General features: G+C 69.4%; 13 protein-coding genes. 9 read left to right on the top strand and 4 right to left on the bottom strand.

The genetic code is table 11. The features are described from left to right. The 3 genes from ACHFFZ_RS17355 to msrA form a co-directional block, all read left to right on the top strand. Positions 1-562 (top strand): uracil-DNA glycosylase (locus tag ACHFFZ_RS17355; RefSeq protein WP_394277833.1); only part of this gene is annotated, 562 nt, incomplete at its 5' end. 25 nt (positions 563-587) lie between these two features. After that, positions 588-1,370 carry a polysaccharide deacetylase family protein gene (locus tag ACHFFZ_RS17350; protein WP_394277832.1) on the top strand — a complete coding sequence of 261 codons (783 nt, stop codon included), beginning with the start codon at positions 588-590 and terminating at the stop codon, positions 1,368-1,370. Between the two features lie 130 nt (positions 1,371-1,500). Next, complete coding sequence (gene msrA / locus ACHFFZ_RS17345) at positions 1,501-2,112, top strand: peptide-methionine (S)-S-oxide reductase MsrA (RefSeq protein WP_394277831.1); 612 nt, start codon at positions 1,501-1,503, stop codon at positions 2,110-2,112. Between the two features lie 39 nt (positions 2,113-2,151). On the opposite strand, the gene ACHFFZ_RS17340 is transcribed toward msrA, so the two are convergent. After that, positions 2,152-3,360: a dicarboxylate/amino acid:cation symporter gene (locus tag ACHFFZ_RS17340; RefSeq protein WP_394277830.1), complete on the bottom strand. Its 1,209-nt coding sequence runs from the start codon at positions 3,358-3,360 to the stop codon at positions 2,152-2,154. Positions 3,361-3,418: 58 nt separating this feature from the next. Beyond that, complete coding sequence (locus ACHFFZ_RS17335) at positions 3,419-4,021, bottom strand: molybdenum cofactor guanylyltransferase (RefSeq protein ID WP_394277829.1); 603 nt, start codon at positions 4,019-4,021, stop codon at positions 3,419-3,421. A gap of 174 nt (positions 4,022-4,195) precedes the next feature. On the opposite strand from ACHFFZ_RS17335, the gene ACHFFZ_RS17330 reads away from it, so the two are divergent. The 6 genes from ACHFFZ_RS17330 to glp are packed head-to-tail and all read left to right on the top strand — an operon-like array spanning position 4,196 to position 13,553. Beyond that, entirely contained in the window at positions 4,196-7,978 is a 3,783-nt protein-coding gene (locus ACHFFZ_RS17330; protein WP_394277828.1) for a nitrate reductase subunit alpha, read from the top strand. After that, positions 7,978-9,630, top strand: a complete 1,653-nt coding sequence (gene narH / locus ACHFFZ_RS17325) for a nitrate reductase subunit beta (RefSeq protein ID WP_394277827.1) — start codon at positions 7,978-7,980, stop codon at positions 9,628-9,630. Before ACHFFZ_RS17330 ends, narH begins: the two co-directional genes overlap by 1 nt. After that, entirely contained in the window at positions 9,627-10,385 is a 759-nt protein-coding gene (gene narJ / locus ACHFFZ_RS17320; protein ID WP_394277826.1) for a nitrate reductase molybdenum cofactor assembly chaperone, read from the top strand. The genes narH and narJ overlap by 4 nt, the downstream gene beginning before the upstream one ends. Beyond that, positions 10,382-11,137 (top strand): respiratory nitrate reductase subunit gamma, encoded by a 756-nt coding sequence (narI, locus tag ACHFFZ_RS17315; protein WP_394277825.1) that lies wholly within the window; start codon positions 10,382-10,384, stop codon positions 11,135-11,137. The genes narJ and narI overlap by 4 nt, the downstream gene beginning before the upstream one ends. Then, a complete protein-coding gene (locus ACHFFZ_RS17310) occupies positions 11,134-12,348 on the top strand; it encodes an MFS transporter (protein ID WP_394277824.1) in 1,215 nt (404 codons plus the stop codon). Before narI ends, ACHFFZ_RS17310 begins: the two co-directional genes overlap by 4 nt. Then, a complete protein-coding gene (gene glp, locus ACHFFZ_RS17305; RefSeq protein WP_394277823.1) occupies positions 12,348-13,553 on the top strand; it encodes a gephyrin-like molybdotransferase Glp in 1,206 nt (401 codons plus the stop codon). The genes ACHFFZ_RS17310 and glp overlap by 1 nt, the downstream gene beginning before the upstream one ends. 27 nt (positions 13,554-13,580) lie before the next feature. On the opposite strand, the gene ACHFFZ_RS17300 is transcribed toward glp, so the two are convergent. Together ACHFFZ_RS17300 and ACHFFZ_RS17295 are read right to left on the bottom strand one after the other, a co-directional pair. Continuing rightward, the gene (locus ACHFFZ_RS17300; protein WP_394277822.1) at positions 13,581-14,063 is read right to left on the bottom strand and encodes a MogA/MoaB family molybdenum cofactor biosynthesis protein; all 483 of its coding nucleotides are present in this window, start codon (positions 14,061-14,063) and stop codon (positions 13,581-13,583) included. A 1-nt stretch (position 14,064) separates the two neighbouring features. Then, entirely contained in the window at positions 14,065-14,298 is a 234-nt protein-coding gene (locus ACHFFZ_RS17295) for a MoaD/ThiS family protein (RefSeq protein WP_394277821.1), read from the bottom strand. Between the last annotated feature and the right edge of the window lie 26 nt (positions 14,299-14,324).

Below are 14,324 nucleotides of genomic sequence, written 5' to 3'. Positions count from 1 at the left end.
CTACCTGCCCGCCGGCGAGCGGGTGCTGCGCGCCTTCAGCCGCCCGTTGGCCGACGTGCGGGTGCTGGTGGTGGGCCAGGACCCCTACCCCACTCCCGGGCATGCGGTGGGGCTGAGCTTCAGCGTCGATCCCGAGGTGCGCCCGGTGCCGCGCAGCCTGCAGAACATCTACCGCGAGCTGCACGACGACCTGGGCATCGCCCCGGCCCCCGACGGCGACCTGTCGCCCTGGTTCGAGCAGGGCGTGCTGCTGCTCAATCGCGTGCTGACCGTGCGCCCAGGGGCTGCCGGATCACATCGCGGCAAGGGCTGGGAGGCGGTGACCCAGTGCGCCATCGAGGCACTGGCCGCCCGCGGTGGGCCCCTGGTGGCGATCCTGTGGGGCCGCGACGCGCAGTCGCTGGCTCCGATGCTGGGGCAGGTACCGGTGATCGCCAGCCCACACCCGTCGCCGCTGTCGGCGCGCTCGGGTTTCTTCGGCTCGCGTCCCTTCAGCCGGTGCAACCAGCTGCTGGTCGAGCAGGGGGCCGAGCCGATCGACTGGCGGCTGGGGCCCCGCTGACCCGCGTCATCCCTAGCATGGCTTGGTGATCCGTCGCCTGCTCTCCCCCACTCTGCTCGCCTGCACCGTCGCCCTGGCCGGTTGTGCCGCCAGCACCCCGACTTACTCCTCGGGCGCCGGTGGCACCACTTCGCCCAGCGCCACCGGATCCACGCCTGCGAGCTCGCCGACGCCCACCCCGAGCGCCACCACCGAACCCGACTGCCGCAAGCTCAAGTGCATCGCCCTCACCTATGACGACGGCCCCAGCACCCTGACGCCGCAGCTGCTCAAGGCCTTCACCGACCGCAAGGCCACCGCGACCTTGTTCATGCTGGGCAATGCCGCCGAGACCTACCCGGAGACGGTGCGCAAGGCCCACCAGCAGGGCTTCGAGATCGCCAACCACACCTACGACCACAAGCCGATCAGCGGGCTCTCCGACGAGAAGGTGGCCTGGGAGGTGGCGCAGACCAACAAGGCGCTGGCGAGGATCACCGGCCAGACCCCGACGCTGATGCGCCCGCCCTATGCGGCCCGCACCTCCCGCACCGACAGGGTGGTCGGCAGGAATGGGCTGGCCGTCGTGGTGTGGAACAACTCACCGGAGGACTGGGTGGCCAGCAACCAGTCCGCCGAGGCCATCACGCGGCTCACCCTGCAGCGCTCCAGCCGCAACTCGATCATCCTGATGCACGACATCCACCCATGGACCGTCGAGGCGGCGCCGGCCATCATCGACGGCCTGCACGAGCAGGGCTACACCCTGGTGACGGTCAGCCAGCTGCTGGGCAGCACCACGCCCGGCGCCGTCCACCCCAAGGCCTGAGCCACTGGGGGCGGGCACACGCCAGCCCGGCACTCGAAACCACGTCCAGGAGCCATGTCGGCGCAGATGCTGCACCGTGGCCTGTTCTCAGTGTGGTTTGTGGACACCGGCCGCGAGCTAGCCTTGGCCCATGTTCTTCGAGCGCCCCCGTCCCCAGGTCGTCGACAATCCCATCTCGCCGCTGGTGATGCCCTGCCACCACCGCATCTTCGGTGACCCGCTGGACCGCGACTTTCCCGGCAGCGAGGTGGCCTACTTCGCGATGGGCTGCTTCTGGGGCGCGGAGAAGCTCTTCTGGCAGCTCGACGGGGTGCTGTCGACGGCGGCCGGCTACATGGGCGGACAGATCACCCACCCCACCTATGAGCAGACCTGCACCGGGCAGAGCGGCCATGCCGAGACGGTGCGCGTCGTCTTCGACCCCAGCCGGATCAGCTATGACCAGCTGCTGGCGGTCTTCTGGGAGAACCACGACCCCACCCAGGGCGACCGCCAGGGCAATGACGTTGGCAGCCAGTACCGCTCGGCCGTCTTCACCACCAGCGACGAGCAGCAGCAGGTCGCCGAGCGCTCCCGCGACTCCTTCCAGCAGGGGCTCACCAATGCCGGTTACGGGGCGATCACCACGACCGTGGAGCCGGCACCCGAGTGGTACTGGGCCGAGGAGTACCACCAGCAGTACCTGGACCGGGTCCCGAATGGCTACTGCCCGGTGCACGCGACGGGTGTGACCTGCAACTGAGGCTGGCCCAGGCCCGGCCCTGTCGTGCCGGGGCCGGGCTCAGCCCGCGACCACCGGTGCCTCGCGCCCCGGCATCCCACCGTCGCGCTCGACGAGCGTGTCGACGATGGTGGCGATGGCGGCGTCGCCGGTGACATTGGTGGCGGTGCCGAAGGAGTCGATGGCGATGTAGGTGGCGATCATCAGGCCCACCTGCGCCTCGTTGAAGCCGAGCTGGCTGGTGAGCAGGGCGGTGGCGGTCATGATCGCGCCACCGGGGACGCCGGGGGCGGCCACCATCATGATGCCCAGCAGCATGATGAAGCCGACGATGGTGCCGGTGTGGATGGGCATGCCGTAGATGATCATGACGGCCAGGCTGAAGCAGGTGATCTTGATCGTCGAACCGGCCAGGTGGATGGTGGCGCACAGCGGGATGACGAAGCTGGCCACCGGCTCCGAGACGCCCGAGGCGATGGTCTGGCGCAGGGTGACGGGGATCGTCGCCGCCGAGGAGGAAGTGCCCAGCGCGGTGGCGTAGGCGGGCAGCAGGGTCTTGAGCATCCTCAGCGGGTTGCGGTGGGCGATGGCGCCGGCCACGCCGTACTGCAGCAGCAGGAGCACGATCGTCAGCGCGAAGACCATGACGATGACGCCCAGGAAGGTGGTGATGACATTCCACACCTCGCCGGCGGCGGTCATGTTGCAGAAGATGCCGAAGATGTAGAGCGGCAGCAGCGGGATGACGGTCTTGACGATGACCAGCTCGATGATCTCGCGGAACTCCACCAGCCCGCGCTGCACCACGCCACCCTTGATTGCCGTGAGCGCGACACCGACGACGAAGGCCAGCAGCAGTGCCGACATGACGCCCATCACCGGCGGCATCTCCACCTTGAAGAAGGGGGTGAACAGCGCATCCTCGGGATTGCTCAGTCCGGGGACCTTCTTGCCCTCCAGCACCCTGGGCAGCACGGCCATCGAGACGACATAGCCCATGAAGCCGGCGAAGAGGGTGGAGCCGTAGGCCAGTGCGGTGGTGACGGCCAGCCACTTGCCCGCCCCGGCGCCGAGCTCGCCGATGGCCGGGGCGATCAGGCCCAGGATGATCAGTGGGATCACGAAGCCCAGGTAGTTGCCGAACAGGCCGTTGATGGTGACGAAGACCCTGACCAGGGGTGCGGGGAAGAACAACCCGCAGGCGATGCCCAGGACGATGGCGATGAGGATCTTGGTGAGCAGCCCGAGGCGCCGTTGCGTGGTCTTCATGGCCGAAGACTAGGCGCATGACAGCCCACCGTGGGCAAAATTGTTCGAGTTGTGACCCTCAGCCGAGCTGCACACCGGCGCCGCGGGCCTGCTCGGGGGTGTCCACATCAACCAGGAGTTCGGGGCTGACGCGCGGCGTGCGCGCCTCCAGCCCCGAGAAGAAGGCGCGGACCGACAGGTCCCGCCCCTGGCCATGGAGGGCCGCGCGGGAGCGCAGTTCGGACAGCGGGTGCACCGAGCACAGGTACTGGGCCCAGCCCTCGTCGTCGACGGGCACCACACTGTGTGCCGTCCCGTGCTCGGCCAGGTGTGCATGGAGCTGGGCCGCCAGCTCTGGGGCCCGGGGCAGGTCACAGGCCAGCAGCAGGACCGGGATGGTCTCGTCGAGCCCGGCCAGTGCCGTGGTGCCGGCGACGATGCCAGCCACGGGCCCGCCACCGGGCGGGTCCTCCAGGGCGAGGACGAGGTCGGGGGCGGGCTCGAACCACTGCCCCGCCCGCTCGGCCGGCGCGACGACGACCACCTGGGTGCAGCCGGCGGCACGGGCTGCGTCGATGCTGCGTTGCAGCAGGCTGGCGCCGTCCAGCAGGAGGGCCTGCTTGGCCCGTCCCATCCGGCGCGAGGCGCCTCCGGCGAGGATGATGGCGGCGGGGCTCGGCATACCGGCCAGCCTATCCGCCAGCAACCCGCGCCGACCCTTGAAAGTTGCACCATCGAGGGGCACTGAATCACCCACCCACAAGGAATTTCGCACCAGATTCGTCACGAATTAATTAGCCATGGATCTGCCGGACAAAACTACGCATCGTCGTCATCTCCATGGTTGGATATGGGCATGACTGACACCGCGCGCACCGACGGGGCAGCCGCCAATGCCCTGCTGAAGATGGGCCGCTTCTTCACCAAGTGGGACGAGACCGACGACGGCCGGGCCGTCTTCCGCGAGGGCGGTCGACAGGGCGACGTCTTCTACCGCGACCGCTGGAGCCACGACAAGGTGGTCCGCTCCACCCACGGCGTGAACTGCACCGGTTCCTGCTCGTGGAAGGTCTACGTCAAGGACGGCATCATCACCTGGGAGTCGCAGCAGACCGACTACCCCACCACCGGCAGCGACCGTCCCGAGTACGAGCCCCGTGGCTGCCCCCGCGGCGCGGCCTTCAGCTGGTACACCTACTCCCCCACCCGCGTGCGCTATCCCTACATCCGGGCCTCGCTGCTCGAGATGTACCGCGAGGCGAAGCAGCGTCTGGGTGATCCCGTCGAGGCCTTCCGTGAGGTCTCCACCACCCCCGAGAAGCGCCGCCGCTACCAGAGCGGACGCGGCAAGGGCGGCCTGGTGCGCGTCAGCTGGGAGGAGGCGCTCGAGATCAGCGCCGCCAGCTATGTCAACACCATCAAGAACTACGGCCCCGATCGCATCGTTAGCTTCAGCCCCATCCCGGCGATGAGCCAGGTCAGCCACGCCATCGGCACCCGCTTCACCCATCTGCTGGGTGGCGCGATGACCTCCTTCTACGACTGGTATGCCGACCTTCCCGTGGCCAGCCCCCAGGTCTTCGGCGACCAGACCGACGTGCCCGAGTCGGGCGACTGGTGGGACTCGACCTACCTGATGATGTGGGGCTCCAATGTCCCGGTCACCCGCACCCCGGACGCCCACTGGATGGCCGAGGTGCGCTACCGCGGCACCAAGGTGGTCACGGTGGCCCCCGACTACGCCGACAACGTCAAGTTCGCCGACGAGTGGCTGCCCGCCCAGGCCGGCACCGACGCGGCCCTGGCGATGAGCATGGGCCACGTCATCCTCAAGGAGAACTACGTCGACCGGCAGGTCCCCTTCTTCACCGACTACGTCACCCAGTACACCGACCTGTCGATGCTGGTGCGCCTGGAGCAGACCGAGCTGCAGCAGCCCGACGTCCCCGGCGCCGGCTCCGGCGGCGCGCACGCGGTGGGCACCACCGCCCCGGCCCACACCGTCACCACCGCCAGCAAGTTCCTGCTCGCCAGCGACCTGCCCCAGCACGCCGACCAGCCCGATGCCAACTTCAAGACGGTCCTGTGGGATTCGGCCTCCGGCGCCCCGGCCGTCCCCAAGGGGTCGCTGGGCTTCCGCCACAACGAGGCCGACCAGGGCGAGTGGAACCTGGAGCTGGGCGACCTGCGCCCCGCGCTGAGCGTCATCGACGTGGAGGGCCACGGCGTCGCCGAGATCTCCCTGCCCTGCTTCGAGGACCCGCGTGGCGCCGGCTCGGTCATCCGCCGCGGCGTGCCGACCATCGAGATCGAGGGCCAGCAGTACTGCACCGTGCTCGACCTGATGCTGGCCCAGTACGGCGTGGGCCGCGAGGGCCTGCCGGGGCAGTGGGCCGCCGGCTATGACGACGCCAGCACCCCCTACACCCCGGCCTGGCAGGAGGAGATCACCAGCGTCCCCGCCGAGAGCTGCATCAAGATCGCCCGCGAGTTCGCCAAGAACTCCGAGGAGTCCGAGGGCCGCACCATGATCATCATCGGTGCCGGCATCTGCCACTGGTACCACGCCGACGTCACCTACCGCTCGATCATGGCGCTGCTCATGCTCACCGGCTGCATCGGCCGCAATGGCGGCGGCTGGGCCCACTACGTCGGCCAGGAGAAGTGCCGCCCCATGACGGGCTGGTTCAACATGGCCAATGCCTTGGACTGGAGCCGCCCGCCGCGCACCATGATCGGCACCGGTTACTGGTACATGCACACCGACCAGTGGCGCACCGACGGCTTCAGCGCCGACGCGATCACCTCGCCGCTCAGCACCGGCAAGCTCGACGGCCTGCACGCCGCCGACGCCATGGCCACCGCCGCAGCACTGGGCTGGATGCCGATGTACCCGCAGTTCGACCGAAACCCGCTCGACCTGGCCGACGAGGCACAGGCCGCCGTGGACGCCGGCGAGGCCGCCACCGTCCAGGAATGGGTGGCCCGCGAGCTCAAGGAGGGCCGCCTGCACTCGGCGATCGAGGACATCGACGCCCCCGAGAACTGGCCCCGCAACCTGATCCTGTGGCGCTCCAACCTGTTCGGCAGCTCCGCCAAGGGCGAGGAGTACTTCCTCAAGCACCTGCTGGGCACCCACAACAACGTGATGGAGAACGGTCACGGCGCCGGGGTCGAGCACCGCCCCCGCCAGGTGCGCTTCCGCGAGGAGGCACCCGAGGGCAAGCTCGACCTGCTGATCACCAGCGACTTCCGCATGACCAGCTCCACGCTGCTCAGCGACATCGTCTTCCCGGCCGCCACCTGGTACGAGAAGTACGACATCTCCTCGACCGACATGCACCCCTATGTGCACGCCTTCACCCCGGCCATCGACCCGCCGTGGGAGGCCCGCAGCGACTTCGAGACCTTCAAGGCCCTGGCCCAGGCCATCAGCAAGCTGGCTCGCAAGCACCTGGGCACCCGCAAGGACATCGTCGCCGTGCCCATGCAGCACGACACCCCCGGCGAGCTCGCCCAGCCCGGCGGGCACGTCCCCGACTGGCGTGGCACCGACCTGCCGGCCGTCCCCGGCAAGAACATGCCGAACCTGATGGTGGTGGAGCGCGACTACACCGCCATCGCCGACAAGCTGCTCAGCGTCGGCCCGCTGGCCGACCGCCTGGGCTTCACCACCAAGAACATCACCTATGACGTCAAGCACGCGGTGGACCGGCTGGCCGGGCTGCACGGCGTCTTCGACTCCGGCCCAGCCGCGGGACGCCCCGCGATCGACACCGATGCCCGGATGGCCGAGGCCATCCTCACCTTCAGCGGCACCACCAACGGTGAGCTCGCCACCCAGGGCTTCAAGACCCTGGAGAAGCGCACCGGTGTGAAGCTGGCCGACCTGTCCGAGGGCTCGGAGGAGAAGATCATCACCTTCGCCCAGACCCAGAGCTCCCCGCAGCCGGTGATCACCTCGCCGGAGTGGTCGGGCTCCGAGACCGGCGGCCGACGCTATGCCGCCTTCACCATCAACACCGAGCGGCTGAAGCCCTGGCACACGCTCAGTGGCCGGATGCACTTCTTCCTGGACCACGACTGGATGATCGACGCCGGTGAGCAGCTGCCCATCTACCGCCCGCCGCTGGACATGCGCCGTGCCTACGGCGAGCCGGAGGTCGGCGAGCGCGGCGAGAAGGCGATCACGCTGCGCTACCTGACGGTGCACAACAAGTGGTCCATCCACTCCGAGTACCAGGACAACCTGTTCATGCTCTCGCTGGGACGAGGCGGCCCCCAGGCCTGGCTCAGCGTCGAGGACGCCAAGGCGATCGACGTCAAGGACAACGAGTGGGTGGAGTGCACCAATGCCAATGGTGTCTTCGTCGCCCGCGCCGTGGTCAGCCACAAGCTGCCGCCGGGCATCGCCTACGTCCAGCACGCCCAGGAGCGCACCATCGACGTCCCCAAGAGCGAGGCCACCGGCCGTCGCGGCGGAATCCACAACTCGGTGACGCGCATCCTGCTCAAGCCCACCCACCTGATCGGCGGCTATGCCCACCAGGCCTATGCCTTCAACTACATCGGCCCCACCGGTGTGAACCGCGACATCATCTCCACCATCCGCAAGCGCTCCCAGGAGGTCCAGTACTGATGCGAGTCATGGCACAGGTTGCGATGGTGATGAACCTCGACAAGTGCATCGGCTGCCACACCTGTTCGGTCACCTGCAAGCAGGCATGGACCAACCGGGCCGGCACCGAGTACGTCTGGTTCAACAATGTCGAGACGCGCCCAGGACAGGGCTACCCGCGTCGCTACGAGGACCAGGACAAGTGGCAGGGCGGCTGGGTGCGCACCCCCAGCGGCGGGCTCAAGCTCAGGTCGGGCGGGCGCATCAAGAAGCTGCTGAGCATCTTCGCCTCCCCGGTCCAGCCCGGGCTCGACGACTACTACGAGCCGTGGACCTATGACTACGAGACGCTCACCAATGCCCCGCTGGGTGACGACTTCCCGGTGGCCCGGCCCAAGAGCCTGATCACCGGCAAGGACACCAAGATCACCTACTCGGCCAACTGGGACGACGCCCTGGGCGGCACCCACGAGTCGGGCCACGCCGACCCGGTGATCGAGAAGCTCCGCAAGGAGAGCCAGGACAAGATCAAGTTCGAGTACGAGAAGAGCTTCATGTTCTTCCTGCCTCGCATCTGTGAGCACTGCCTGAACCCCTCATGCATGGCCTCCTGCCCCTCCGGCGCGCTCTACAAGCGCTCCGAGGACGGCATCGTGCTGGTGGACCAGGACCGCTGCCGCGGCTGGCGCCACTGCATCACCGGCTGCCCCTACAAGAAGATCTACTTCAACCACCGCTCCGGCAAGGCCGAGAAGTGCACGATGTGCTACCCGCGCGTCGAGGCGGGCCTGCCGACGGTCTGCTCCGAGACCTGCGTGGGCCGGCTGCGCTACATCGGCATCATCCTCTACGACGCGGACAAGGTGACCCAGGCCGCCGCCACCGCCAACGAGCAGGACCTCTACCAGGCCCAGCTCGACGTGATGCTCGACCCGCAGGACCCGGCAGTGCTGGCCGCGGCCCGCGATGCCGGCATCCCCGCCGACTGGATCACCGCAGCGCAGAAGTCGCCGGTCTACGCGCTGATCAAGCACTTCAAGGTGGCCCTGCCGCTGCACCCGGAATACCGCACCATGCCGATGGTCTGGTACATCCCGCCGCTGTCGCCCGTGGTCGACCTGCTCCAGGAGCAGGGACACGACGCCGAGGCCGCCGGCAACCTGTTCGGCGCCATCGACGCGCTGCGCATCCCGGTGGAGTACCTGGCCGAGCTGTTCACCGCCGGTGACACCCAGGTGGTCACCGAGGTGCTGCAGAAGCTCGCGGCGATGCGTTCCTACATGCGCGGCGTCACGCTGCACCGCGAGCGGGATGCCGAGCTGGCCGCGGCCGTCGGGATGACGCCCGAGGCGATGGAGCAGATGTACCGCCTGCTGGCGATCGCGAAGTACGACGAGCGCTATGTGATCCCCAAGGCCCACACCGAACAGGCCCACAACCTGGAGGAGATGGGCTGCTCGCTCGACTTCGAGGGCGGGCCCGGCATGAACGAGGAGGGCCCCTTCGGCTCCAGCTCCCGCGGGCCGGTGCCGGTGGCGATCGAGACCTACCAGTCGATCAAGGCACGCCAGGAGGCCGCCGAGGCCGACCAGGCTCCGCCGCCGCTGATGCCCTCGGCCGACGGCATGCCCGGGATCGACTACTCGAAGCTCGACAGGGACCCGCGGGGATGACGGCCATGCTCACCGGGCAGGACTCCCGCCAGGTCTGCTACCAGGCGGCCTCCCTGCTGCTCACCTATCCCGACGAGGCGCTGCTGGGCAGGCTGCCCCTGCTGCGGCAGGCGGTCGACGAGACGGGTTGGGGCGGTTACTTCGCCGCCGTCCTCGACCACCTGGGCAGTGCCCCGCTGGTGGAGGCGCAGAGCTTCCACGTGGCCGAGTTCGACACCTCGCGCCGCCATGCCCTGCACCTGAGCTACTGGACCGACGGCGACACCCGTCGTCGCGGTGAGGTGCTGGCCGGGATCAAGCAGGTCTACCGGGACTCCGGCCTGCTGGTGGACCTCGACGGGGAACTGCCCGACCACCTGCCCCTGGTGCTCGAGTTCGCCGCCGTCGGCGACCCCGAGCGGGGCTTCGAGCTGCTGCAGCGCTACCGACCCAGCCTGGAGCTGCTGCGCCTGCAGATGGAGCGTGACAGCCTGCCCCACGCAGGGATCCTGCAGGCCCTGTGCGCCACCCTCCCGGGCCCCTCGCCCACCAGCCGCGCTGAGGTCCAGGCCATGGTCGATGCGGCCATGCCCACCGAGGACGTCGGCCTGGACGGCTACGGCGCCGGGCCTGACAAGCCGCTGCACGCTGCAGCCGGCCCCATGCGCTCGACGGCCGAGTCCGTCGAGACCCCGCGCCTGCGTTCCGGGCTCCAGCCCGCCACCCGCCCAGGAATCCTCGGCCGCCTGTTCGGCTCGTCAAAGGAAGACCGATGAACACTTTTCTGTGGGGCATGCTCCCCTATGGCTGCCTGACGGTGCTGGTGCTCGGCACCATCTACCGCTACCGCAATGACCAGTTCGGCTGGACGACGCGCAGCTCGCAGCTCTACGAGAGCACGCTGCTCAAGATCGCCTCGCCGCTGTTCCACTTCGGCATCATCTTCGTCTTCTTCGGCCACGTGATGGGCCTGGTGATCCCCAAGAGCTGGACCGACGCCGTCGGGATCAGCCAGCACGCCTACCACCTGGTGGCCATGGTGGGTGGCCTGGCGGCGGGCGTCGCCACCCTGATCGGCCTGGCCATGCTGGTCTACCGTCGCCGCACCAACCGGTCGGTCTTCAACGCGACCACCACCAATGACAAGATCATGTACGTCTTCCTGGCGTCGGCCATCGTGCTGGGAACCTGCGCAACCCTCTTCGGGGCACACGCCCCCGACGGCACCGAGCACAACTACCGCGAGACCGTCTCGCCCTGGTTCCGCTCGCTGTTCGTCCTGCAGCCCGACGTCGAGGCCATGACCCGCGCGACGCTGCCCTTCCACCTGCACGTGATCGGCGCCATGCTGCTGTTCGCCATCTGGCCCTTCACCCGCCTGGTGCACGCCTTCACCGCACCCCTGCACTACCTCTTCCGTCCCTACATCATCTACCGCAGCCGCACCGGCGCCCCGACCCCGTCGAGCACCGGCAACCGTCGCGGCTGGGACCCGATCGGCACCCCTGACAGAAAGATCCGTCGATGAGCAGTACCGCACAGGCCGCCCCGGCCTCCCCCGCCCTGAAGGGCCAGCTGGGCCAGGTCATCCTCGCCACCCTCGCCTCGGCCACCGGCTTCTGGGCCTGGATGTCGATCGCCCCGATGCAGAAGACCTATGCCACCTCGATGGGGCTGAGCGAGGGCCAGATCGCCATGATGCTGGCCACGCCGGTGATTGTCGGCTCGCTGGGACGCATCCTGGTCGGCGCCCTCACCGACCGGCTCGGCGGGCGCAAGATGTTCGCCACCATCCTGCTGCTGGCCGCCCCCGCCGTGGTGCTGGTCTCCATCGCGGGCCAGACCAAGAACTACCCGCTGCTGATCGCCTCGGGCTTCTACCTGGGCGTGGCCGGCACCATCTTCGCCGTCGGCATCCCCTTCTCCAGCGCCTGGTACGCGGCGAGCCAGCGGGGCTTCGCCAATGGCGTCTTCGGCATGGGCATGATCGGCACCGCCGTCGCCGCCTTCGTCACCCCGCGCCTGGTGAAGGCCACCAACTACCAGATGGCGCACTTCATCATCGCGGGCGTGCTGGTGGCGATGGCCGCGCTGGTGTGGTTCTGCATGAAGGAGTCCCCGGCCTGGGAGCCCCAGGTGAACCCGATCGTGCCGCGGATCACCGCGGCGCTGAAGCTGGCCATCACCTGGCAGATGAGCTTCCTGTACGCGATCGTCTTCGGTGGCTTCGTCGCCTTCTCCACCTTCCTCACCAAGTACCTCACCACCGTCTACCCGCACCTGGACACCGTCGCGGCCGCCAACCGGATGGGCTCCTTCGTGATCGCCGCGGTGCTGGTGCGTCCCATCGGCGGCGTGCTGGCCGACAAGGTGGGCCCCAAGATCATCTCGATCATTGCCCTCGGCGGCGTGGCCGTCTGCGCCTTCCTGGCCTCCGCGCAGCAGAAGGAGAGCGCCCTGACCGGCATCACCTTCCTGCTGATGGCGGCCTTCCTGGGCCTGGGCCAGGGCTCGATCTTCGGCTGGGTGCCGCGGGTCTCCCCCAAGGACAAGGTGGGCGCCATCTCGGGCACCGTGGCAGCCGCCGGTGGCCTGGGTGGTTACTTCCCGCCGCTGGTGATGGCCGCCACCTATGACGCCGCCACCAACTCCTATGCCAAGGGCCTCTACGCCCTGGTGGCCACCGCCATCGTCGGGCTCCTGCTCGCGGCGATGCTCAAGAACGACCGCAAGGACTGATGACCAGCGTCACCGAACACCTCGCACGGGTGCTCACCCTTGCCAAGCCCCTGCCGCCCCGGCGGCAGGGGCTCTCGTCCTGTCGCGGCCTGGTGCTGGCCGAGGCACTGGCGGCCCGCTCGGCAGTGCCACCCTTCGACAACTCGGCGATGGACGGCTTCGCGGTGCGACGCGAGGACCTGGACCAGCTGCCCGTCTGCCTGAGGGTGCTCGACGAGGTCCCCGCGGGTCGCGCCAGCACGCTGTCTCCCGGCCCCGGCGAGTGCCTCAGGATCATGACCGGAGCCCCGGTGCCCGAGTGCTGCGACCAGGTGGTGCCCGTCGAGCTCACCGACCAGCCCGCCGGGGACGTCCCCCTGCCCGAACAGGTGACGATCCAGGCGCTGCCGTCACGTGACCACATCCGTCGCCGCGGCGAGGATGCCGAGGTCGGAGACGACGTCCTGCCCGTGGGAACGCTGCTCGACCCGGCGGCCCTGGCGGCGGCAGCAAGCACCGGGCACGGCGAGCTGCTGGTCCGTCCCCGACCACGGGTGGCGGTGCTGGCCACGGGAGCCGAACTCGTGGAGCCCGGTCGCCTGCCCGGCCCGGGGCAGATCCCGGACTCCAACTCCCTGATGGTGGCGGGCCTGCTGGACGAGGCTGGCGCCGAGATCGTCTGGCAGGGGCACGTCGCCGACCGTCCCGAGGAGCTTGCCGACGCGCTGGCAGAGGCACTGGACCTCGCCGACCTGGTGGTGACCACCGGCGGCGTCTCGGTGGGCACCCATGACGTGATGCACAGCGTCGAGGGCCTGCACTTCGACCACCTCCACCAGAGCCCCGGCGGCCCCCAGGGGTGGGGCCTGCTGCAGGATGCCACCGCCACCCCGGTGCCCGTGCTGGCGCTGCCGGGCAATCCGGTGGCGGCCTTCGTCAGCGTCCACCTCTACGCCGTCCCGGTGCTCGAGCGTCTGGCCGGGCACGCCCCCGGCCCTCGGCTGGCACCCGGGGTGGCCGGACAGCGCTTCACCTCGAAGCCGGGACGCCGCAGCATCGTCCCGGTGCGGCTGGTCGACGGCCGCGCCGTGGCCACCTCCGCCGGTCCAGGCGCCGGTTCGCACCGGATCGCGACCCTGCACCGCGCCGAGGCACTGGCCGTGATCGACGAGGAGCGCACCACCGTCGAGCCAGGCGACCGGCTGGACCTGCTGCCGCTCGGCTGAGAAGCGCTCCGCCGCACCCGGCGGCCGTCAGTCCCGGCTGGCTCCGGCGAGGTCGCGCAGCAGGTGCGGCAGCAGCTCGTCGAGCACGGCGGCGACGTCGCGCGCTCCCCCGCGGGAACTGGGGGCATTGAGCACCAGCACCCGGCCGTGGGGCGCCGTCACCAGCCCCCCGACCGCCCGCGAGAGCAGGCTGACACTGGTCTTGGCCGCACCGCGGCGCCGGATCTCCTCACTGATGCCGGGCAGCTCGTCCAGGCCAAGCTCGCGCGTCACGTCGGGCACGACGTCGCCGGGACGGATGCCCGTGCCGCCGGTGGTGAGGACCACGTCGGACTGGGCGACGGCATCGGCCAGCGCCTTGCGTACCTGGTCCTCGCCAGCAGCCACGACCTGCTGCTGCACGGTGCACCCGAGCCTCTCCAGGGCTTCGGCGAGGATCGGTCCGGCCCGGTTCTCGTCGGGGCGGGCGACGGCGCGGTCGGAGACGACCAGGATGTGTGCCCGGGTCACCTCAGCCCCCGGTGAAGGGGGGCAGGACGTCGACGACGGCGGCCTGCTCGGGCCACGGGTCATCTGCTGCAAGGCTCCGGCCGTCGGCCAGGAAGGAGCAGCGCGGCAGCACCTGGGCGACGCCCGGGCGCAGGCCCACCAGCACCTGGGCGACGCTGCCCTGCTGGGCGGCGTCCACCTCCTCCTGCGTGACGCCGGCGGCCTGGGCCGCTCCGGCGAACCACCTGATCTGCATGGTCATCCTCCGATCGCATTCATTGC

Source organism: Luteococcus sp., assembly GCF_043424415.1.
Classification (GTDB): domain Bacteria; phylum Actinomycetota; class Actinomycetes; order Propionibacteriales; family Propionibacteriaceae; genus Luteococcus.
The sequence above is the reverse complement of the archived record's forward strand: the minus strand, read 5'-3'. Positions and strand labels throughout refer to the sequence as shown.